This window comes from Micromonospora sp. CNZ296, assembly GCF_007827635.1.
Genome location: NZ_VISW01000001.1, coordinates 390,304 through 411,544, shown reverse-complemented (window position 1 = coordinate 411,544; position 21,241 = coordinate 390,304). Strand labels below are relative to the sequence as shown.

Below are 21,241 nucleotides of genomic sequence, written 5' to 3'. Positions count from 1 at the left end.
TCCGCGCACCGGCCCGCACCGCTGACCAGGTCAGCGGTGCGGGCCGGTGCCGTTGACCGGGCCGGTCAGGCGGGCAGGGTCACCTGACCCGGGGTGGACCGGTTGACAGTCGTCCCGTCGCCCAGCTGGCCACCGCTGTTGTCACCCCAGCACCACAGGCCGCCGTCGGTGCGGATCCCGCAGCCGTGGTCGGTGACCGCGAGGCCGCCGGTCCAGGTGGTGGCCGTGCCGACCTGGGCGGGCGCGGACCGGTGGGTGGTGCTGCCGTCGCCCACCTGTCCGGCCGAGTTCTTGCCCCAGCACCACACGCTGCCGTCCGTACGCGACGCGCAGGACGTATCGCTGCTGGCGGCGATCCGGCTCCACGTGGTGACGGTGCCGATCTGCACCGGCGCGGTACGGTACGTGCCGCTCACGCCGAGCTGCCCGTATCCGTTCTCACCCCAGCACCACAGCGCGCCGGAACGGACCCCGCACGTGTGCGCGTACCCGGCCGCGACGCCGGTCCACCCGGTCGTGGTGCCGACCTGCGCGGGCGCCGTCTGGGGCGCCAGGTTGCCCAGGCCGAGCTGGCCGTCCGAGCTGGACCCCCAGCACCAGAGCGTGCCGCCGGTCCGGATACCGCAGGTGTGCCCGAAGCCGGTCGAGACGCTCACCCAGTCGGTCGCCGTGCCGACCCGCAACGGGGTGTTGGCGACGTACGGCGAGGCGCCGACGCCCAGCTGCGTGGTCCGGTTGAATCCCCAGCACCAGAGCGTGCCGTCGGTGCGGATCCCGCAGGTGTGCGAGGGGCCGGCGTCGACTCTGGCCCAGCTGGTCGCGGTGCCGACCTGCACCGGGGCGCTGCGGCTGGTGGTGGTGCCGTCGCCGAGCTGGCCCCGGAAGTTCGAGCCCCAGCACCACAGCGTCCCGTCCGTGCGGACCGCGCAGGTGTGCCCGGAGCCGGCGTCGACATTCGTCCAGGTGGCGGTGCCGACCCGCGCCGGGGCGCTGCGGTTCGTGGTGGTCCCGTCGCCGAGCTGGCCGCCGTAGTTCGAGCCCCAGCACCACAGTCCCCCGTCGGTGCTGATCGCGCACGTGTGCGCCCCGCCCGCGGTGACGCTGGTGACTGCGGGCGCGGCGAGCGCGGCGCGCTCGACCGGGCCGGCGGCCGCGTTCGCCGTGCCGGCCGTCAGTGTCGCGGTGAGCACGAGGCTTCCGGCGCTCATCGCCGCCGCCGCGACGAGGAGCCTCGTCGCACGGCGCCACCGGGTCCGCAGCCGGCCGTCCTGATATCCGCTCATGAAGTTGTTCTCTCCCAACGATGTCGGCGTGATGGCGGAGGCGAAGCTGGCCCTGCGGGTCGCCCGGAGACCCGCCGCTTCATGACACCGACCTTATGCATCGAGTCGATTCGATGCATCATCGACGAGCGGGATTGCGCCGTCTTGAGGTGATCTTTCCTGTTCAGCGGACCAGGATGTGGACCGCCCGGGCGGCGGCGACTGCCGCCACCAGCACCGCGTGCCGGGGCTCCGGCACGTCGAGCAGGCGCGGCGCGCGCAGTGCCGCGAGCGGGGCCAGCCGCCGGTCGGCCAGCACCGTGTCCACCGCGCGCCGGTCGCCGCCGCACACCAGCGCCGCCAGCGTGCCCGCCTCCGGCAACAGCAGGCGTACGGCCAGCTCGGCCGCGTCGCCCAGGGCGGCCTTCGCCTGGTTGTCGCGCCGCCTGGCGAACCGCTGCTGGGACCAGCCGCCCGCCGCGGTACGCCCCTGCACGTACCGGGTGTCCACCTTGGAGACCACCAGGTCGGTGCCGTCGGCGACGCCGACCGCGACAGCGCCCTTGCGGGCCAGCAACAGGCCGAGCCGGCGGGCCGCCGTGGCGGAGGCGACGAATCCGGGTACGTCCGCCGACGCGCTCGCGCCGGGCGGGGTGTGCAGCTCGGCGGTGGCGCCGTCCGGGGCGGTGAGCAGGAGCCCGTACTCCTGCGCGGTCGTCGTCGGCGGGCCGTGCCGGCCGGTGAAACCCTCGACCCAGCGGGCGACGCGGCCGGGGTCGACCTCGACCCACCGGCCGCCCCCGGCGGCGGGTCGGCTGCTCATGGCCCGACGGTACGCCATCGACGGACCCGGGAACGCAACGCGGGAGGACACCGCTGCCGGTGCCCTCCCGCGTCAACCGCGTGGATCAGTGGACGGTGAGGTTGCCGCCCTTCAGCTTGACCTCGGCGGTCGCGCCGCCCGTCCAGTCGGACGAGAAGAGCAGGGAGCCGCCCTTCCACAGCGTGACCCCGACGGTGTCGTTCCTACCGGGGGCGCCCCGGTCGGTCACCGTCACGGCCAGGGTCAGGCCGGAGGCCACCAGCTTGCCCTTGTTGTCGTACAGGGCGGCCTGGTAGCGCACCTGGGCGGTCCGGCCCGCCGAGGTGACGCCGAGCGCGTCGACGGTGCCGGCCTTGATCGTGTACGACTTCCCGCCGGAGCGGAACTCGACCTCGGCCCTGCCCGTGGCGGGCTTGTTCGCCTTGCCCGGCTTCGCGTTCAGCTCCACCTCGACTGTGGAGTTCACGTCGGCCGGGTAGGTCCCCGCCGAGCGGGTGGCGGTGAACTCGCCGCCGCCGGTGAGGAACCCGCCGTCGGAGACGGCGACCGTGACCTGGGCGGTGGTGCTGCCCGTGTAGTTGCCGCCCACCGTCGCGGTGACGGTGTGCGTGCCCTTCGGCAGGGTGGCCGTGCACGCCGCGGACGCGGTGGTGGTGGCCGTGCCGAGCAGGGCCGGCACGGCGGTGCACAGCGTCACGCCGTCCCTGGTGAAGGTGACTGTGGCGGTACGGATGTCACCGGCTGTGGTGTCCGTGGCGCCGGGCAGCACCGAGCCGTCCCGGAGCACGGCCCGTAGCAGCGCCTGGCCGGACGCGCCGCCGGTCGCGGTGTTCACGAGCGTGTCACCGGCCCAGCTGACCGCCGCGTCCTCGGCGGCGACGGTGACGGTGAACGAGGTGCTGCCGGTCAGCCCGGAGCCGTCGGACACGGTCACGGTGACCGGGTAGTCACCCGGGGCCGCCGTGGTCGTGCCGGCGCCCGTCCAGGTACGCGTACCCGGACGGGCGTCCGTCGCCGAGGTGCTCGTGACGGCCAGGGACAGGCCGGCGGGCAGCCCGGTGGCGGCGGCGGTCAGGTCCGCGCCGGTGGTGTCGCCGTCGGTCGCGGTGACGGTGACGGCCGGCGAGAGCGCGTCGCTGTACTGCACGCTCACGCCACCGCCGGGGGCGGTGCTGGTGACGACCGGGGCGGACCGGATGGTGAAGTCGGCGTCGTTGACGTCGAAGAAGACGTTTCCGACGGCCTCGATCTTGATCCGGGCCTTCTCGGTCGCCACGTTCGGCAGCGTCACAGTCGCGGTGCCGGTGTTGGCGGTCTGCTCGGCCAGCACGTACGGGAAGGTCAGCCCGCCGTCGGCGGACAGCGAGATCTTCACCTGCGCGGCGTTCACCGGCGCCACGTCGGTGCCGGCGACGTCCCACGTCACGGTCCGGGTCGAGCCGCCGTCCAGGACCGCGGCGGTGTCCTGGGAGGTCACCAGGAACGGACCCGCGTCCGGTGCCAGCACCACGGCGACGTCGGCGCTGCCGATGCCGCCGCCACCCAGCCGCCCGTCCCGGGCGGTGAGCTTGAAGTGCAGGGTCCGGTCACCGGCGATGCCGACCCAGTCGCGGGTGGGCAGGAACTCCGAGTAGCAGTCGACCAGCCCGGCCGGCACGTTCGAGGCGCCACCGGTGGCCGGCGGTGCCGGGGCCGCCGGGCAGGTGCCGGTGGCGGCGTTGGTGTTGCCGGCCAGGATCTGCCTCATGTCGGGGAAGACCCGGGTCGAGTCGGTGGTGACCGAGTTCAGACCCGGCGAGTAGTACTTCAGCGTGTCGGTCGGCGACACGATCGCCGCCTCGCTGAACACCCGGAACAGCGGACCGTTGACCTTCGTGTTGTTCGTCAGCGCGGTGCCGGTCGTGGCGCCCCTGTCGTTCTGCTCCCACAGGTACGTGACAGTGTCCCCGTCGGCGTCGGTGGCGCTGCCGGTCAGCGCGAACGGCGTCCGCACCGGGATGGTGACGGTGTCCGGGACGGTGACCACCGGGGCGTGGTTGGAGGTCTCCTCGACCAGCCAGCCGCCGTTGTCGACGGCGCCGCCCTTGGCCGTCTCGCCGACGAACCCGGAGGCGCCGGAGGCGTTCGTCAGCTCCAGCGACGCCACGTTCGTGGTCGCCAGCGTGCCACCGAAGGTCACCTGGAAGCCGTTGTCGTTGAGCGTGCCGCTGCCACCGAACGCGGCCACCGTGACCGTCGCGCCGGCCGGCCAGCCGGCGATGCCCTCGACGGCGGCCTTGATGCCGGCGGTGGTGTAGTTGACGCCCCGCACGATCGGCGCCGAGTCGGCGCCCGCGTAGCGGACGGTGAACGAGTCACCGTCGGCGTCGAACCCGTACAGCGAGACGTTCTGCACCTCGTTGATCGCCGGGCGGTTCGACGTGACGTAGTTGGTGATCTCGGTGTAGCTGCGGTGCGACCAGTACGGGTCGCTGTGCGGCTGGAGGTTGTCCTGCTGGCAGATGCCCGCGTACGCCATGATCGACGAACCGCTGCCCGGCTCGTACGAGTTGGCCGCGCTGCGGTTGCCGCCCGAGCAGTTGTACTGCGTGCCGTTGAAGGTGTGGTTGCCGGCGAACTGGTGACCCATCTCGTGCGAGACGTAGTCGACCGCGTAGAAGTCGCCGACCGGTGTCGGCAGGCCGGTGCAGCCCTGCGCCTTGCCGTTGCCGCCGATCACGCCGAGGCTGGCCACACCGCCGCCGTTGACGCCCAGGCCGACGTGGCCCACGTCGTAGTTGCTCGCGCCGACGAGTTGGCCGAGCACGATCCGGTTACGGCTGAGCGTGCCGCCGCCGCAGGAGGTGAGCTGCGCCGGCGTGAAGCAGGCCGCCGCGCCGCACGGGCCGTTCGGCTCGGTGGCCCGGGCCGGCGTGTTCAGGTTGGTCTTGTCGGTGTCGTTGATCAGGACGAGCCGGATCGCGGTCTCGTCCTCGTAGATCTGGGTGACCCGGTTCATCAGCGTCACCTTCGCGGCGGTGACGTTCTCCGCGCCGAAGTAGGTGGCGTACGACGGGTCGGTCACCAGCGCCACCCGGTAGGTGCGCAGCTTCACCAGCGGCCCGGCCGGCACCTCCGCCTCGGCGATCTCCTCGGCCAGCGCGTGCGCCTCCTGCGTGACGTCCTCACGCTCGACGAACTCGCCCTCCGGGTGCTCCAGGTCGCGGGCGAAGTAGCTCGCGTACAGGCTCTGGTCGCGCTGGTAGTACGGGTCGATGTACCAGTTGCCCTCGGCCGAGCGGACCGAGGCGTGGAACCCGAGCGGGGTGAGGTCCGCCCGGATGGTCGCGGTCGGGTCGTCCAGGCCCTTGCCGGCGTACGTGGTGATCTCCGGGTGCTTCGCGGCCAGGCCCGCCTCCATGACCGGCGAGTCGACCAGCTCGAACCGTTGGAACGTGCCGTCCGGAGCGGGCAGCGACACCACCTGCTTCGCCACGCGGGCCACCGCGACGCGCTTCTCGGCCGGGGCCTTGTCCAGCAGGCCCTTCATGCTGCCGCGGTCCAGCTTGTACGCGGTCAGCCGCTTGGCCTTGACGGCGGCCTTGCGGCCCGCCTTGGTAGCGGCCGGCTTGCCGTCCACCTTCTGCCACGGTCCGTGGACAGCGGGTGCGGCGGAGACGGGCGCGGGCGCGGCGAGAACGGGAAGTGTCGCCGCGGCCAGCGCGGCGACGAGGAGGGCAGCGGTCCGTCCGCGCCGAGCCCGGCCGGCGGGTTGCCGGTGGCGCGGCGGACGCCCCAGGGTGATCCTCAAGTCTTCTCCCTGCGGTCGGGTGTGGACTGATGCACGACCGGCGGGGATGACCGGGCGTACGTGAACGGTCCACGGATCGTTCCGTGACCCTAGGACCACTCGCGACCTCGAACATCAACCGGAAAGACGATGCGGTTCTACCTGGACGGTGATCCGCGCCGTCCCGGCCTGCGAGATCCGCGCTTCGCAAGGGCGAGCCGGCCGGCCTGACGGCCGAGGACACCTGCGGTCGGACGCCGGGCCGGGAATGGATCTTTCCGCCGCCCGGGACTGCCGGTTCGGCCGATCCCCCGGTGACGGATCACGAACGGCCCCGTCATCGGCCCGGCATGTCGGGCCGTCCCCGTCGGTCAGACGCCGAGCACAGTGGCGACCGCGAGAGCCGCGATGATGACGCTGGACAGCAGCGCGGTGACCCGCCGCCCACGGGGACCGGTGAGGGCCCGGCCGATCAGCGTGCCGCCCCCGGCGATCAGCAACTGCCAGCTCGCCGACGCGAGGAAGACCCCGGCGGTGAAGGCGGCGGCGCCCGCCGGACCGGAGCCGAGCACGTCACCCCGGCCGAGGACGAGCGCCACGAAGTAGACCACAGTGGCCGGGTTGAGCAGGGTCAGCGCGAGAACCGCGGCGAACGCGCGCACCGGCGTGTCCAGACCACCCCGCGCGCGCGGCTCCTGCGTCGTGCCCGACGGGTGCGTGGTGGCCGCGGGCCCGGCGGGTGCGTGGTGACCGACGGGCTCGGCGGGTGCGTGGTGGCCGACGGGCTCGGCGGATGCGTGGTGGCCGGTGGACGCAGCGCGCGCCGGGCGGTGAGGCCGGCGAGAGCCAGCAGCACCCCCGCGGCGACCAGCCGCAGCGGACCCGCGAACGGCGCGAGCCCGCTCGCCACCGCGGCCCCGCCGAGCGCCGCCAGCGCCGCGTAGAGACCGTCGGCGCTGGCCACGCCGAGTGCCGCCGCCGCACCGACCCGGAACGAGGTACGCGCGCTGAGTCCGAGAATGAGGATCGCGATCGCGCCGACCGGAATGGCGACGCCGTAGCCGGCGACCAGGCCGGCCAGGAACGCCCCGGTCACGACGACGGGTGATGGGCCGAGGCGGCCGAGGGCAGGGTGCGCTGTCGACGCGCGGCGGTGGCCGCACGGACAGGAGCCTGCTTCGGGTACGCCTCGATCACCCGCTCATCCTGCACCCGGCTCCCTCACTCCGCGACCGCTTTTCCCGCGCGCCCGCACGCGCACCCCGCGGCTGGGCTGGGCTGGAGATCTTGGTACGAATCTGCCTCCTCGGGGGCGATCTCATACCAAGATCTCGCCGTTCCTCGCCCCGCCGCCGGCGGCGGTGCCGTCGGCCCACCTTGATCGACACCACTACGCCGATGTGGCCGCATCAGAGCGACTCCGACCACACCACTTCGGCGTAACGGTGTCGATCAAGCCGAAAAGGCGGACGTTTCCCACAACGAGGGGGCCGGATCCCGGCATGAGGGAGGCGAGGAGGTCTCGGAAGGAAACGGCCACCCAAGGGGCAATTTCGTACCAAGATCTCGCCGTTCCTCGCCCCGCCGCCGATGGCAGTGCCGTCAGCCCACCTTGATCGACACCACTACGCCGAGGTGGCGGCATCAGAGCCACTCCGACCACACCACTTCGGCGTAACGGTGTCGATCAAGCCCGCAGACACTACGGGCGCGGCAACCCCTTGGCAGGGGTGCCGCGCCCGTTGCGGTGACCGGGAGAACGGTCAGACGTTGAAGCCGAGCGAGCGGAGCTGGTCGCGCCCCTCGTCGGTGATCTTGTCGGGGCCCCACGGCGGCAGCCAGACCCAGTTGATCCGGATGTCGTTGACCAGGCCGCCGCCGGGACCGGTGGTCAGCGCCTGCCGCGCCTGGTCCTCGATCACGTCGGTCAGCGGGCAGGCCGCCGAGGTCAGCGTCATGTCCAGGGTGGCGACGTTCTCGTCGTCGACGTGGACGCCGTACACCAGGCCGAGGTCGACCACGTTGATGCCCAGCTCGGGGTCGACGACGTCCTTCATCGCCTCCTCGATGTCACCGATCGCGGCCTTGCCGCCGGCCGGCGCCGCCGCACCCGCGGCCGCACCGTCAGCTCCGTTGACGGCCGCGCCACCGGCAACCGTGCCGTCGGTCGCCACCGCGCCGGTCTCCGAGGTCATGTTCTCGTCGCTCATGCCTTCACCTCCGGGCTCACGCCCACCCCGGCGCGTGCCGCGGCGTCCTTGAACGCCATCCACGACAACAGCGCGCACTTCACCCGGGCCGGGTAGCGCGCGACACCCGCAAACGCCACCCCGTCTCCGAGCACGTCCTCGTCCGGCGTGACCTGGCCCCGCCCGGACATCAACTCCACGAACGCCTCGTGCACCACAGCGGCGTCGCTCGCGGCCTTGCCGCGCAGCAGCTCGTGCAGGATGCTCGCCGACGCCTGGCTGATCGAGCAGCCCATCCCGTCGTACGAGATGTCGGTGAACACGCTGCCGTCGGTCGCCACCCGCACGGTGATCTCGTCGCCGCAGGTCGGGTTGACGTGGTGCGCCTCGCCGACCCGGGCGGCCGGATCCGCCGCCTCCCGCAGGCCACGGCCGTGCGGGTGCTTGTAGTGGTCCAGGATGATCTCCTGGTAGAGGGATTCGAGCTGCATCACTGGAACACCTTCCGCACCCGCTCCAGACCCGCCACCAGGGCGTCGATCTCCGCGGTGGTGGTGTAGAGGTAGAACGACGCCCGAGTCGTGGCCGGCACCCCGAAGCGGGTGCACACCGGCTTGGCGCAGTGGTGGCCCACCCGCACCTGCACGCCGAGCGAGTCGAGCACCTGCCCGACGTCGTGCGGGTGCACGTCACCGAGCGCGAACGAGATCGTCCCGCCCCGGCCGACAGGCACCGTCGGGCCGAAGATCCGCAGGTCCGGCACTGTGGCGAGGGCATCGAGCGCGTACGCCGTCAGTTCCTTCTCGTGCCACTGAACAGCCGGCATGCCGATCGCGGTGAGGTAGTCCACGGCCGCGCCGAGCGCCACCGCCTCGGCGATCGGCGGGGTGCCCGCCTCGAACCGGGCCGGCGGCGCGGCGAACGTCGAGCCCGCCATCGTCACCGTCTCGATCATCGAGCCGCCACCCATCACCGGGGGCATCGCGGCGAGCAGCTCGCCCCGGCCCCAGAGCACGCCGATGCCGGTCGGCCCGCACATCTTGTGCCCCGTGAAGACGATGAAGTCGGCGTCGTAGCCGACCACGTCCATCGGCAGGTGCGGCACCGACTGCGAGCAGTCGAGCAGCAGCAGCGCGCCGACCTCGCGGACCCGCGCGGTGATCCGCGAGGTGGCGTTGACGGTGCCCAGGATGTTCGACATGTGCACCAGCGAGACGATCTTCGTCCGCTCGGTGACCAGGTCGTCCAGGCCGGACTCGTCGAGCCGGCCCTGGTCGGTGACGGGGAACCAGCGCAGCGTCGCGCCGGTACGCTCCGCCAGCAACTGCCACGGGACGATGTTCGAGTGGTGCTCCATCTCGGAGATCACGATCTCGTCGCCGGGGCCGAGCCGGAACCGCGGGTCACCGTCCGCGCGCAGCGAGGCGTTGGAGAACGCGTACGCCACGAGGTTGATCGCCTCGGTGGAGTTCTTGGTGAACACCACCTCGTCCACGCTCGGCGCGTTGATGAACGCGGCGATCTTCGCCCGCGCGCCCTCGTACGCCTCGGTCGCTTCGGTGCCCAGCGTGTGCACCGAGCGCGACACGTTGGCGTTGTGCAGCGCGTAGTGCTCGGCGAGCACGTCGAGCACCTGCCGCGGCTTGTGCGAGGTGTTCGCGCTGTCCAGGTAGACGAGCGGGTGACCGTTGACCTCCCGGTCGAGGATCGGGAAGTCGGCCCGCACCTTCGCCACGTCGAAGCGCGGCACGTCGTCGTACTGCGGCATGCCCGCCGGGATGGCCATCGAGGTCATGTCGAGTCTCAGGCCCGCGCCGCGCCGGCCCCGGCGACGTACCGCTCGTAGCCCTCTTCCTCGAGCTTGTCGGCCAGCTCCCGGCCGCCCTGCTCGACGATCCGGCCGGCCACGAAGACGTGCACGAAGTCCGGCTTGATGTAGCGCAGGATGCGCGTGTAGTGGGTGATCAGCAGCAGGCCGGTGTCGCCGGTGTCGCGCACCCGGTTCACGCCCTCGCTGACCACGCGCAGCGCGTCCACGTCCAGGCCGGAGTCGGTCTCGTCGAGGATCGCCATCTTCGGCTTGAGCAGCTCCAGCTGCACGATCTCGTGCCGCTTCTTCTCGCCGCCGGAGAAGCCCTCGTTGACGTTGCGCTGGGCGAACGCCGGGTCCATCTGGAGCTTCTCCATGGCGCCGCGCAGCTCGCCGGCCCAGGTGCGCAGCTTCGGCGCCTCGCCGTCGATGGCGGTCTTGGCGGTACGCAGGAAGTTGGCCACCGACACGCCGGGGACCTCGACCGGGTACTGCATGGCCAGGAAGAGGCCGGCGCGGGCCCGCTCGTCGACGGACATGGACAGCACGTCCTCGCCGTCGAGGGTCACCTCGCCGCCGGTGATCTCGTACTTCGGGTGACCGGCGATCGAGTACGCCAGCGTGGACTTGCCGGAGCCGTTCGGGCCCATGATGGCGTGCGTCTCGCCGGAGCGCACGGTCAGGTCGACCCCGTGCAGGATCGGCTTGAGCTCACCCTCGGGCAGCTTGACCGACACCTTCAGGTCGCGGATCTCCAGGGTGCTCATCAGCGGGTCACTCCATTGCTCGGCAGCGGACGGCCGTCGCCGTCCACGGAAAGGTAGATGTCGCCGTCGCGGACTTCGACGGGATAGACGGGTACGGGTTCGGTCGCGGGCAGCCCGGTGGGCTCACCGGTACGCAGGTCGAAACGGGATCCGTGCAGCCAGCATTCCAGCGTGCAGCCCTCGACCTCGCCCTCGGACAGCGCCACGGCGGCGTGCGAGCACTCGTCGTGCACCGCGTAGAACACGTCGTCCTCGCCGTGCACGATCGCGACCTGCACGCCGTCCACGTCGGCGCTGATCACGGTGCCCTTCGGCACGTCCTCGGTGGAGCAGATCTTGAGCATCAGGCGCCGGCCTTCGCCAGCCGCGCCTCGATGGCGTCGCCGAGGCGCTCGCGCAGGTCCTCGACCGGGATCTTGTTGATCAGCTCGGCGAAGAAGCCGCGCACCACCAGGCGCCGCGCCTCGGCCTCCGGGATGCCCCGGGCCATCAGGTAGAACAGCTGCTCGTCGTCGAACCGGCCGGTCGCGCTGGCGTGCCCGGCGCCGGCGATCTCGCCGGTCTCGATCTCCAGGTTGGGTACGGAGTCGGCCCGCGCGCCGTCGGTGAGCAGCAGGTTCCGGTTGATCTCGTACGTGTCGGTACCAGTCGCCTCGGCGCGGATCAGCACGTCGCCGACCCAGACCGTGTGCGCGTCGTCGCCCTGCAGCGCACCCCGGTAGCCGACGTTGCTGCGGCAGTCCGGCACGGTGTGGTCGACCAGCTGCCGGTGCTCCAGGTGCTGGCCGGAGTCGGCGAAGTAGACGCCGTACAGCTCGGCCTCGCCGCCGCGCTGGGTGTACTCCACCGACGTGTACTGCCGGACCAGGTCGCCGCCGAGGCTGACCTGCACGTGCAGGATCCGGGCGTCGCGGCCCAGCCGTACCTTGAGGTGCTGCGCCTGCACCGCGTCGTCGGCCCAGTCGGCGACGGTGACCAGGGTCAGCTTCGCCCCGTCGCCCACAGTCACCTCGACGTTGTCGGCCAGCGTGGCCGAGCCGACGTGCTCGATCACCACTGTGGCCTCGGCGAACCGGTCCACCTCGACGAACGTGTGACCGAAGGCGAGCGTCTCGGCGTTCTCGCCGACCACCCGCAGGCGCACCGGCTGCTCCACCACCGCGTCGCGGTCGACGCGCACCAGCAGCGCGCCGTCGGCCCCGCCGTACGCGAGCGCGCTGACCCGGTCGAACGGGGTGAGCACGCTGCCCACCCGGGGGTCGTCCCGGCCGATCCGGTCGACGGTGACGCCCTCGGGCAGGTCACCGTACTCATGCCGGACCGCGCCGGTCGCGCCCTGCGCCGACCCGGTCAGGCCGCGCAGGCGCTTGAGCGGGGTGAAGCGCCACTCCTCCTCCAGGCCGGTCAGGGCCGGGAAGTCGGCGACGTCGTACGAGCGGAGCGCCTGCGACTTGGTCGTGGGCGGCGCGGAAGCCTGGGTAGTCATCTCTTCCTTGGTCTGTTCTGCGACGAGGTGTCAGTGAGTCGGAGGGTGGGCGGCCGGCGTCAGCCGACCGCGCCCTCCATCTGCAGCTCGATCAGGCGGTTGAGCTCCAGCGCGTACTCCATCGGGAGCTCCTTGGCGATCGGCTCGATGAAGCCGCGCACGATCATCGCCATCGCCTCGTCCTCGCTCAGGCCCCGGCTCATCAGGTAGAAGAGCTGGTCCTCGCTGACCTTGGAGACGGTCGCCTCGTGCCCCATCGACACGTCGTCCTCGCGGATGTCGACGTACGGGTAGGTGTCGGAGCGGGAGATCGTGTCGACCAGGAGCGCGTCGCACTTGACCGTGCTCTTGCTGCTGGTCGAGCCCTCCAGCACCTGCACCAGACCGCGGTACGAGGTGCGGCCGCCGCCCCGGGCGATCGACTTCGACACGATGGTCGAGGAGGTGTGCGGCGCGGCGTGCACCATCTTGGCGCCGGCGTCCTGGTGCTGGCCCTCGCCGGCCATGGCCACCGAGAGCACCTCGCCCTTGGCGTGCTCGCCGGTCATGTAGACCGCCGGGTACTTCATGGTGACCTTGGAGCCGATGTTGCCGTCGACCCACTCCATGGTCGCGCCCTCGTGGCACACGGCGCGCTTGGTGACCAGGTTGTAGACGTTGTTCGACCAGTTCTGGATGGTCGTGTACCGGCACCGGGCGTTCTTCTTGACGATGATCTCCACGACGGCGCTGTGCAGCGAGTCGGAGGAGTAGATGGGCGCGGTGCAACCCTCGACGTAGTGCACGTACGCGCCCTCGTCGACGATGATCAGCGTCCGCTCGAACTGGCCCATGTTCTCCGTGTTGATCCGGAAGTAGGCCTGCAGCGGGATGTCCACGTGCACGCCCTTCGGCACGTAGATGAACGAGCCACCGGACCAGACGGAGGTGTTCAGCGCGGCGAACTTGTTGTCGCCGACCGGGATCACCGTGCCGAAGTACTCCTTGAACAGGTCCTCGTGCTCCTTGAGCGCGGTGTCCGTGTCCAGGAAGACGACACCCTGCTCCTCCAGGTCCTCACGGATCTGGTGGTAGACCACCTCGGACTCGTACTGCGCCGCGACACCGGCGACCAGGCGCTGCTTCTCCGCCTCCGGGATGCCGAGCTTGTCGTAGGTGTTCTTGATGTCCTCGGGCAGGTCCTCCCAGGAGGTGGCCTGCTTCTCGGTGGACCGCACGAAGTACTTGATGTTGTCGAAGTCGATCCCGGTGAGGTCGGCGCCCCAGTTCGGCATCGGCTTGCGGCCGAACAGCCGCAGGCCCTTGAGCCGCAGGTCGAGCATCCAGGCCGGCTCGTTCTTCTTGGCCGAGATGTCCCGCACCACCGCCTCGCTGAGGCCGCGCTGGGCGGACGCCCCGGCGACGTCGGGGTCGGCCCAGCCGTACTCGTAACGGCCGAGGGCCGCGAGCTGCTCCTCCTGGGTCAGGGGCTGGACGATCTGCTCGGTCATCTATCTGTCCTCACAGTGGTGACGGTGGAACCGGACTGGGCGGGAATGTGCGTGGTGCACACGCCGTCGCCGTGCGCGATGGTGGCCAGGCGCTGTACGTGAGTGCCGACCAGACGGGAGATCACTTCGGTCTCGGCCTCGCACAGCTGAGGGAACTCGGCGGCCACGTGCGCCACCGGGCAGTGGTGCTGGCAGAGCTGGCCGCCGGAGGCGATCGTGGACGCGTTGGCAGCGTAACCCTCGGCGGTCAGCGCGCCGGCGAGCGCCTCCGCCCGCGCGAGCGGGGCGTCTCCGGCGTCCTCCATGGCCGACCGGCAGCGGGCCTCCAGCGCGGAGACCTGCTCGGCCGCGAACGCCGCGACCGCCTCGGTGCCGCCGGTGCGGGCGATCCACCGCAGCGCGGCGGTGGCCATGTTGTCGTAGTGGTGGGTGCCGCAGCGACCGCGGCCCGCCTCGGTGAGCGCGAAGACCTTGGCCGGGCGGCCGCGCCCGCGGCTGCCGCGGACGGTCTGGTCGCGGGCGACCACGTCACCGTCGGCGAGCATCGCGTCGAGGTGGCGGCGGATCGCGGCCGGGCTCAGGCCGAGCGCCGAGCCGAGCTGCGCGGCGGTGGTGGGGCCACGCTCCAGCAGCAGCTGGGTGACCCGGTCGCGGGTCGACAGGTCGGCCGGAGCGGTCTCCCGCTCGCCGGGCCGTACGCCGCGACGTGCGCGCGAGCCACCGGCGACCGGACCGGTCACCGGCGTTCGGGAGAGCGCCGCCGCGTTTTTCACAACAGCAACGTTACGTAATTCGCCGAGGGCCTGCAAACCCGGGGTCCGGTGATTCCGACCACCGGTGTGCCGGAGTCACCCGATCGGGATCAACTACGGTGCGTAGGATTCGCTTCGTGAAGCGATCCGTCCGGTTTCCGGTCTCCGCCACGCTGCTGCGCCGCCTCGCGCTCGCCTCGATCATCGCGAACGTCGCGATCGTGGTCACCGGCGGGGCCGTCCGGCTCACCGCCTCCGGCCTCGGCTGCCCCACCTGGCCCCGGTGCACCGAGGACTCCTACACCACGACACCCGAGATGGGCGTGTACGGGGTGATCGAGTTCGGCAACCGGCTGCTCACCTTCGCGGTCGGGATCATCGCGCTCGCCGTGGTGCTGGCCGTGCTGGCGCACCGCCCCCGCCGCCGCGGGACGCTGCCGCTGGCCGTGGGCGTGCTGTTCGGCATCCCGGCCCAGGCGATCATCGGTGGCATCACGGTGCTCACCAACCTCAACCCGTGGGTGGTCGGGCTGCACTTCCTCGCCTCGATGGCGGTGATCGCGGTCGCGTACGCGCTCTGGCGGCGCATCAAGGACCCGGACGGGCCGGTGGCGCCGACCGTGCCGGCGCCGCTGCGTACGCTCGCCTGGATCACCACGGCGGTGAGCGCGTCGGTGCTGGTCGTGGGCACCTGGGTGACCGGCAGCGGACCGCATGCCGGCGACCACGGCGCGGCCCGCAACGGCCTGGACCCGGCGGCGATCTCCCAGGTGCACGCCGACGGCGTCTTCCTGCTGATCGGCCTGTCGGTCGCGCTGTACTTCGCGTTCCGGGCGGTCGGCGCGGCGCGGGCGGCCCGGGCCGCCGCGGTGCTGATCGCGGTCGAGCTGGGCCAGGGCGTGATCGGCTTCGTCCAGTACTTCACCCACCTGCCCGCCGTGCTGGTCGGCGCGCACATGCTCGGCTCCTGCCTGGTGCTGCTGGCCACCCTCGGCGTGCTCTGGGCCACCCGGGAGCGGCTGCCGGCCGCCCCGGAGGCCCCGGCCGCGCCTGCCGCGCAACGGGTGGGCGCCGCCGCCTGAGCGCGGGCGTTACCGCGCGGCGGGAGCGGGAAAGCGGCACGGGCCACCGACAGTCGCCCGAGGGGAGCTCCCCGTGTCGCGCAAGAGCCTCTCCACCACCACCCCGCAACGGCTGACCCCGGTCGCCGGCGCGCCGCTGTGGTGCGACGCCCGCGAGTACGGCCTCACCGGCGACGGGGTCACCAACGACCAGCCCGCCCTGGCGGCGCTGGTGGACCGCCTCGGCGCCGGGTACGACGCCGACGGCCGGGCCCGGGTGATCTACTGCCCGCCCGGCCTGTACTCGATCCGCGACGCCGGCACCGTCTGGCGCAGCGGCGTCTCGCTGATCGGCGCCGGACCGGCAGCGACCCGCTTCCTGCTCAGCAACGAGGGCAACCGCAGCGCACCGGTCCCGCTCGCCTTCTGGACCACCGTGCAGCACGGCGCGGACCGGGACCGGCACATCGCCGACTGCTCGTTCGCCGACTTCGAGATCGACGGCTCCGGCGTGGCCCAGACGTCCTACGACTACCTGGCCAAAGGGCTGGGCCTGCAGTACGTGGTGCGCGGCGTGTTCCGCAACCTCTACATCCACCACACCGGGGCGACCGGCCTGGGCTGTGACTTCCTCCAGGACAGCCTGATCGACGGCGTGGTCGTGGTGGGATGCGGCCGGCTGGACAACGGCGACCAGATGGGCGGCGCGGGGATCGGCGTCGGCATCGGCGGCTGGGGCGACGTGGAGCGCCTCACCATCGCCAACTGCACCACCATCGGCAACGGCACCAACGGCATCTTCCTGGAGCTGCAGAAGGACTACTGGACCCCGCCGCGCGGCATCCGGATCGTCGGCTGCCACAGCCAGGCCAACCGGTTCGGCATCTCCGACTGGGGAGCGGACGGGCTGATCGTCTCCGCCTGCACCATGACCAACAACCTGGAGGCCGGCTTCGACGTGTCGGGCAACGGCACCGCCGGGGTCGCCGGGCGCGGCGGCCTGGTCACCGGCTGCGTGATCGACTACAACGTCGGCGACGGCATCAGCATGGGCAACACCCCCGGCCCGTACGCGGTGCAGGCCAACCGGATCAGCCGCAACGGTGGCTTCGGCTACCACGAGCACGACCTGGGCCACGGCTACCGGGGCGCGGCGGCCGACGTGGTGATCCAGGACAACGACATCCGGGAGAACGCGCTGGACGGCATCCGGATCGACCGGCCGATGCTCGACACGTCGATCGTCGGGAACCGGATCCGGGACAACGGCCGCCGCTCCGCCCCGGCCTGCTCCGGCTCCGGCGAGGCGGTGCGGTACGGCCCGCGCGAGGTCGCCGACGGCAACGCCGACTGGCCGGCCGGCGGGCACCGGGGCAAGGTGGTCCGGGTCGGCTCGCGGGACGCGGTGGTGTCCGACAACAGCGCCACCGGGCTCTCCCTGGCCGAGGTACGCCCGGACGGCTCCACCGGCTGGAGCGCGGACACACCGGGGCCCGGCACGGCGTACGAGCTGCCCGACTCGCCACCGGCGTGCGGCGGCATCACGATCGCCGCGCCGTTCGACTCGGCCACCGTGCGCGGCAACCGGATCTGGCACCGGGACGCCGACACCCAGGCGTACGGGATCTGGGTCACCGAGGCGGGCAGCTGCGTGTCCTGCGCGTTCGAGGACAACGACCTGGCCGGCACCGAGGCCGCGCTGCGACTGGACACGCCGCCGATCGGTGGTCGCTGGGCACGTAACCACAGCGACCGCGACTGAGCGGGCTGTCGCCGCCTCCGGGCGGTCAGGCGGACGCCTCGGCGGCGAACGCCAGCGCGACGAGCGTTCCGTTGCTGACGGCATGGGCGAGGATCGGCACCCAGAGGTTGCGGTGGCGGTGCAGCAGCCAGGCGAACAGCAGCCCGGCGAAGAGCGCGCTGACGGTGTTGAAGACCCGGGGCAGGTGTACGACGGCGAAGAAGGCCGCCGACAGCACCACGGCGGCCACGGCGGGCAGCCGCGCGGCCAGCCCCTGGTAGAAGACACCCCGGTAGAGGATCTCCTCGTAGAGCGGGGAGACGACGGCGCCGAAGGCGAACGCGAAGGCGAACTGCGCGAGCAGGCTTCCGGCGGGGTAGCCGCCCTCACCACCGCCGCCCTCGACGAGCGCCGCGGGCAGCGCCACCACGAGCACGAGGGTGAGCGCGGCCTTGGCCAGGCCCCAGCCCACCGCGGCGCCCACCTGGCGGCCCGCCGGGCGGACGAGCCGCAGCGGCCGGGCGATCTCGCCGAAGCGGTGGCGCACCACCGCGAGGCCGACAGCGAGCTGGGTGCCGTTGATCAGGGCCCAGGCGATGGTGGACGCCGCCGTCTCCGGCATGCCCAGCCGCGCCGGTCCCCGGGCCAGCAGGTCCGCGACCGCCGAGTTGGCCAGGCCGACGCCGACGGCGAGCACGAGCGCCATGTCGAGGTAGCTGAACCGGCGGGTGTCGCGTGCGGTGTCGGTGAGGGGTGCGGTCATGCCGGGCAACGTTAGGCGGCCGACCTATATCGGTCAAATGACCGACCATCTATGATCACCTCGTGCCCAAGGTTGTGGACCACGAGGAGCGGCGGCGTCATCTCGGCGCGGCGGCCTGCGTCGTACTGGCGCGGGCGGGGTCGGCCGGGATGACGGTGCGGGCCGTCGCCGCCGAGGCCGGCATGCCGCTGGCGACCGCGCAGCACTACCTGCCGGCTCGGGAACTGATGGTCCGGGCGGCAATGGACCACCTGGCCGGACGCGTGGTGGCGCGGGCCCGGACGATCCCCGCCGACCCGGTCACGCCGGAGGTGATCCGGCAGGCGGTGCGCCAACTCGTCCCGCTGGACGCCGAACGGGCCTTCGAGGCCCGCGTCTGGCTGGTCCTCACCGCCGAGGCGCTCGTCGACGAGCAGGTCGCGGCGATCCTGGCGGAGAGCGAGGCGCAGATGCGGGCCAACGTCGAGCGGCTGCTCACGCTCGGCCGGGCCGCGGGTGGCATCGCCGGGCACGTGGACGCGCGGGCCGAGGCCGCCGCGCTGGCGACGCTGCTGGACGGCGTCACGGTACGGATCCTGACCACCGGCCTGGATCCCGCGGACGCACGCGCGGAGATCGACGCCCACCTGGCCCGGCTCACGGCGGCCGTCGCCTGAACCGGCCGGCATCCGCGACCCGGCTCGGCCGGGCCCCGGAGGTCAGCGGCGGCGGGCCAGGTGGGTGAGCACCGCGTCGGCGAGCCGGTCCGGGGCGCCGTCGGCGTACCCGACGAACAGACTCGGCTCGGTCAGCTCCAGCTCGACCAGCACGGGCTCGCCGTCCGGGCCGGGGATCAGGTCGACGCGGGCGTAGAGCAGGCGGTCCGGGCCGCCGGGCACCACCGCGAGCACCTTGTCGGCCACCGCGCGCTGCTCCGCCGTGGCGACGCGGGCGTCGATCCGCTCCTCCTTGTAGAGCGCGGCCTCGCCCAGGTCCGGCCCGGTCAGCATCGGGCCCTTGCGGATCGCGTGGCTGAACGCCAGGCCGCCGGGCCCGGCCAGGAACAGCAGCGCGGTCTCCCCGGCGGTGTCCACCGCGTCGAGGTACGGCTGGACCATGGTGACCCGCCCGGCGTCGGAGAGCCGCCGGACGTGGGCCGGCGCCAGCTCGCGGTGCTCCCTGTCGGTCAGGTCGTAGCGGCCGGTGTCCTGGCTGCCGGCGCTGACGGCCGGCTTGATCACGTACTCGCCCCCGGACGGCGGCGTCCACGCCTGTCCCGGCTCGACCCACTCCGTCGGCACGGTGGGCACCCCGGCGGCGGACAGCTCGGACAGGTAGCGCTTGTCGGTGTTCCAGGCGACCACGTCGGCCGGGTTGACCAGGGCCGGCACGGTACGCGCCCAGGCCACGAACTCGTCCCGCCGCAGGGCGTAGTCCCACGGGGAGCGGAGCACGACCAGGTCGTACCCGGACCAGTCGACTGCCGGGTCGTCCCAGACGGCGATCTCGGCGGTGACGCCGCGGGCGGCGAGAGGGCCGAGCGCGAGCCGGTCGTCCGGGTCGAGGTCGGGCAGCTCGGCGCAGGTGACGAAAGCGACCCGGGGTCTCCCCCGGGTCGACTGGTGGTGGTCGGTCATTCGGTATATGTCAACGGGCCATCGTGCGCCGGGCCATCGACCGCCACAGGTCGTTGCTCGGACGCATCTGGTCCATCAGTTCACGCTCCCAGGCGTTCTCGACGTCGACCCCGGCCTTGGCGCAGGCCTGGCGTGCGACGTCCGTGCCGTCGGCGAACTGGTCCGCCCATACCCCGTCGGAACCCACGAGGACGATCCGTGCGCCGCGCTTGCCGACGTACTCGATGACCGCCTTCGCGCCGCCGTGTCCGGCGGCGAACGACTTGATGCCCGCGACCAGGCCGTTGGGGGCCTGCTCGGCGGTCTTGTCAGCCGTCAGCGTCGTATCGGAACCATCTGCCATGACGCGAAGCCTAAGCAGAGTTCCACCCGGATGTGCGAGAACCATGAACTGAATGTGATGCCAATTACCCATCGGTTTAAGAAGAACCACAGGTAATTTGCCCGCACATGTCGCTTATATCTGGGCGAAGCGGACGGGCGGGATCGTCACAATCTGTCCGGGTTGAACACGTCCGGGGAAGCCCGAAAAAAATTTCTGATGAACCGCCGGACGGGCGGGTCAGAGCAGCGCGTCGAGCGCGACGGCCGCGAAGAGGATCGTGAGGTACGTGGTGGACCAGTGGAACAGCCGCATCGGCTTGACCGCCTCGCCGCGCGTCGCGCGCCGGCACAGCTTGTGCGCCTCGACGAGGAAGATCCCGCCGACCACGAGCGCGGTGACGCCGTAGATCGGGCTCATCCCGAGCGGCCACACCGCCAGCGAGGAGAGCACCGTCAGCCAGGAGAAGCCGATGATCTCCGCGTTCACCCGCCGGACCGAGGCCACCACCGGCAGCATCGGCACACCGGCGCGGGCGTAGTCGGCCTTGTACTTGATGGCCAGCGCGTAGAAGTGCGGCATCTGCCAGAAGAAGACGACAGCGAACAGGCCCCACGCGGCCGGTGCCAGCGTGCCGGTGACAGCGGCCCAGCCGATCAGCACCGGAGCGGCGCCGCAGATGCCGCCCCAGAACGTGTTGGCGGCGGTGGTCCGCTTCAGCCACAGCGTGTAGACCAGGTCGTAGTAGGCGATCGCGGCGACCGTCAGCACCGTCGCCAGCCAGTTCGTCGCCACCGCCATCAGCGCCACCGACACGGCCGCCAGCACCAGGCCGAAGACCAGCGCGCTGCGCGGCGACACGGTGTGCGCGGGCAGCGGGCGGCGCTTGGTGCGCCGCATGAGCTGGTCGATGTCGCGGTCGATGTAGCAGTTGATGACGCTCGCCGCACCGGCCGCGAGCGACCCGCCGACCAGCACCACGGCGACCAGCCACAGCGACGGCATCCCGCCGTGGGCCAGCATCATCGCCGGCACTGTGGTGACCAGAAGCAGCTCGACGATCCGCGGCTTGGTCAGCGTCACGTACGCCGCCACCACGGCGCGTACGTCCCGCCGGCCGCTCGCCGGCGCCTCCGCCACCGCGCCCACCGGCGACTGCCCGGCAGGGTTGCTGACGGGGCGCTCGGTGATCATGCTCACGGATTGCCACCTTCCGGCATCGGCGGGGGAGGTCGTTCGGCCCGGACCGCTGCGGGTCCACACACCGCCCCACACACTACGCGGCGTCGTTTTCGCTGCCCCGTGGACCCGGCAACGGTGCGAGCCGTCACACCTGGGGTTGAACGACCGGACGTCCGCGATCCGTACAGAACAGCATGCTGAGATCCCC

18 protein-coding genes and 1 pseudogene are annotated in these 21,241 nt (G+C 72.0%); 3 read left to right on the top strand and 16 right to left on the bottom strand.

Going from position 1 to position 21,241, the window contains the following annotated elements:
• Window positions 1–65: 65 nt before the first annotated feature.
• From FB455_RS01865 to FB455_RS01810, 12 genes and pseudogenes are all read right to left on the bottom strand, one after another.
• Window positions 66–1,283, bottom strand: a complete 1,218-nt coding sequence (locus FB455_RS01865) for an RCC1 domain-containing protein (protein WP_013287437.1) — start codon at window positions 1,281–1,283, stop codon at window positions 66–68.
• Window positions 1,284–1,446: 163 nt separating this feature from the next.
• The gene (locus FB455_RS01860; RefSeq protein WP_049794838.1) at window positions 1,447–2,085 is read right to left on the bottom strand and encodes an acVLRF1 family peptidyl-tRNA hydrolase; all 639 of its coding nucleotides are present in this window, start codon (window positions 2,083–2,085) and stop codon (window positions 1,447–1,449) included.
• 85 nt (window positions 2,086–2,170) lie between these two features.
• Entirely contained in the window at window positions 2,171–5,875 is a 3,705-nt protein-coding gene (locus FB455_RS01855; protein WP_486481486.1) for a reprolysin-like metallopeptidase, read from the bottom strand.
• A gap of 350 nt (window positions 5,876–6,225) precedes the next feature.
• A pseudogene (locus tag FB455_RS01850) lies at window positions 6,226–6,950 on the bottom strand (LysE family transporter).
• Between the two features lie 667 nt (window positions 6,951–7,617).
• Window positions 7,618–8,064: a metal-sulfur cluster assembly factor gene (locus FB455_RS01845; protein WP_013287441.1), complete on the bottom strand. Its 447-nt coding sequence runs from the start codon at window positions 8,062–8,064 to the stop codon at window positions 7,618–7,620.
• Window positions 8,061–8,534: a Fe-S cluster assembly sulfur transfer protein SufU gene (gene sufU, locus FB455_RS01840; protein ID WP_013287442.1), complete on the bottom strand. Its 474-nt coding sequence runs from the start codon at window positions 8,532–8,534 to the stop codon at window positions 8,061–8,063. The genes FB455_RS01845 and sufU overlap by 4 nt, the downstream gene beginning before the upstream one ends.
• Window positions 8,534–9,838, bottom strand: a complete 1,305-nt coding sequence (locus FB455_RS01835) for a cysteine desulfurase (protein WP_013287443.1) — start codon at window positions 9,836–9,838, stop codon at window positions 8,534–8,536. Before FB455_RS01835 ends, sufU begins: the two co-directional genes overlap by 1 nt.
• Before the next feature lie 8 nt (window positions 9,839–9,846).
• The gene (gene sufC / locus FB455_RS01830; RefSeq protein ID WP_013287444.1) at window positions 9,847–10,620 is read right to left on the bottom strand and encodes a Fe-S cluster assembly ATPase SufC; all 774 of its coding nucleotides are present in this window, start codon (window positions 10,618–10,620) and stop codon (window positions 9,847–9,849) included.
• The gene (locus tag FB455_RS01825) at window positions 10,620–10,964 is read right to left on the bottom strand and encodes a non-heme iron oxygenase ferredoxin subunit (RefSeq protein ID WP_013287445.1); all 345 of its coding nucleotides are present in this window, start codon (window positions 10,962–10,964) and stop codon (window positions 10,620–10,622) included. Before FB455_RS01825 ends, sufC begins: the two co-directional genes overlap by 1 nt.
• Window positions 10,964–12,106 carry a Fe-S cluster assembly protein SufD gene (sufD, locus tag FB455_RS01820; protein ID WP_030274179.1) on the bottom strand — a complete coding sequence of 381 codons (1,143 nt, stop codon included), beginning with the start codon at window positions 12,104–12,106 and terminating at the stop codon, window positions 10,964–10,966. The genes FB455_RS01825 and sufD overlap by 1 nt, the downstream gene beginning before the upstream one ends.
• Window positions 12,107–12,165: 59 nt before the next feature.
• A complete protein-coding gene (gene sufB, locus FB455_RS01815; protein WP_013287447.1) occupies window positions 12,166–13,596 on the bottom strand; it encodes a Fe-S cluster assembly protein SufB in 1,431 nt (476 codons plus the stop codon).
• Window positions 13,593–14,369 (bottom strand): helix-turn-helix transcriptional regulator, encoded by a 777-nt coding sequence (locus FB455_RS01810; protein WP_013287448.1) that lies wholly within the window; start codon window positions 14,367–14,369, stop codon window positions 13,593–13,595. Before FB455_RS01810 ends, sufB begins: the two co-directional genes overlap by 4 nt.
• A 98-nt stretch (window positions 14,370–14,467) precedes the next feature.
• Between FB455_RS01810 and FB455_RS01805 the strand changes: the two genes are divergently transcribed.
• Window positions 14,468–15,430, top strand: a complete 963-nt coding sequence (locus FB455_RS01805; protein WP_174361723.1) for a COX15/CtaA family protein — start codon at window positions 14,468–14,470, stop codon at window positions 15,428–15,430.
• A 73-nt stretch (window positions 15,431–15,503) separates the two neighbouring features.
• Window positions 15,504–17,171 (top strand): right-handed parallel beta-helix repeat-containing protein, encoded by a 1,668-nt coding sequence (locus tag FB455_RS01800; RefSeq protein ID WP_013287450.1) that lies wholly within the window; start codon window positions 15,504–15,506, stop codon window positions 17,169–17,171.
• Between the two features lie 25 nt (window positions 17,172–17,196).
• Here FB455_RS01800 and FB455_RS01795 read toward each other — a convergent pair whose 3' ends face one another.
• A complete protein-coding gene (locus FB455_RS01795; protein WP_013287451.1) occupies window positions 17,197–17,913 on the bottom strand; it encodes a CPBP family intramembrane glutamic endopeptidase in 717 nt (238 codons plus the stop codon).
• Window positions 17,914–17,975: 62 nt separating this feature from the next.
• On the opposite strand from FB455_RS01795, the gene FB455_RS01790 reads away from it, so the two are divergent.
• A complete protein-coding gene (locus tag FB455_RS01790) occupies window positions 17,976–18,569 on the top strand; it encodes a TetR/AcrR family transcriptional regulator (RefSeq protein ID WP_013287452.1) in 594 nt (197 codons plus the stop codon).
• Window positions 18,570–18,611: 42 nt separating this feature from the next.
• Here the strand turns inward: FB455_RS01790 and FB455_RS01785 are convergent, their stop codons facing one another.
• The 3 genes from FB455_RS01785 to FB455_RS01775 all read right to left on the bottom strand — a co-directional run bounded on the left by FB455_RS01785 (window position 18,612) and on the right by FB455_RS01775 (window position 21,051).
• Window positions 18,612–19,529, bottom strand: coding sequence for an ATP-grasp domain-containing protein (locus FB455_RS01785; protein ID WP_013287453.1), 918 nt, complete (start codon window positions 19,527–19,529; stop codon window positions 18,612–18,614).
• Between the two features lie 10 nt (window positions 19,530–19,539).
• Window positions 19,540–19,872 (bottom strand): hypothetical protein, encoded by a 333-nt coding sequence (locus FB455_RS01780; protein WP_013287454.1) that lies wholly within the window; start codon window positions 19,870–19,872, stop codon window positions 19,540–19,542.
• 219 nt (window positions 19,873–20,091) lie between these two features.
• Window positions 20,092–21,051 carry a heme o synthase gene (locus FB455_RS01775; RefSeq protein ID WP_013287455.1) on the bottom strand — a complete coding sequence of 320 codons (960 nt, stop codon included), beginning with the start codon at window positions 21,049–21,051 and terminating at the stop codon, window positions 20,092–20,094.
• Window positions 21,052–21,241: the final 190 nt, after the last annotated feature.

Coding starts and splice junctions, on each gene's coding strand:
- sufB (WP_013287447.1), bottom strand. CDS start 13,596: ATGACCGAGCAGATCGTCCAGCCCCTGACCCAGGAGGAGCAGCTCGCG.
- FB455_RS01795 (WP_013287451.1), bottom strand. CDS start 17,913: ATGACCGCACCCCTCACCGACACCGCACGCGACACCCGCCGGTTCAGC.
- FB455_RS01780 (WP_013287454.1), bottom strand. CDS start 19,872: ATGGCAGATGGTTCCGATACGACGCTGACGGCTGACAAGACCGCCGAG.
- FB455_RS01845 (WP_013287441.1), bottom strand. CDS start 8,064: ATGAGCGACGAGAACATGACCTCGGAGACCGGCGCGGTGGCGACCGAC.
- sufU (WP_013287442.1), bottom strand. CDS start 8,534: ATGCAGCTCGAATCCCTCTACCAGGAGATCATCCTGGACCACTACAAG.
- FB455_RS01860 (WP_049794838.1), bottom strand. CDS start 2,085: ATGAGCAGCCGACCCGCCGCCGGGGGCGGCCGGTGGGTCGAGGTCGAC.
- FB455_RS01865 (WP_013287437.1), bottom strand. CDS start 1,283: ATGAGCGGATATCAGGACGGCCGGCTGCGGACCCGGTGGCGCCGTGCG.
- sufC (WP_013287444.1), bottom strand. CDS start 10,620: ATGAGCACCCTGGAGATCCGCGACCTGAAGGTGTCGGTCAAGCTGCCC.
- FB455_RS01785 (WP_013287453.1), bottom strand. CDS start 19,529: ATGACCGACCACCACCAGTCGACCCGGGGGAGACCCCGGGTCGCTTTC.
- FB455_RS01835 (WP_013287443.1), bottom strand. CDS start 9,838: ATGACCTCGATGGCCATCCCGGCGGGCATGCCGCAGTACGACGACGTG.
- FB455_RS01825 (WP_013287445.1), bottom strand. CDS start 10,964: ATGCTCAAGATCTGCTCCACCGAGGACGTGCCGAAGGGCACCGTGATC.
- sufD (WP_030274179.1), bottom strand. CDS start 12,106: ATGACTACCCAGGCTTCCGCGCCGCCCACGACCAAGTCGCAGGCGCTC.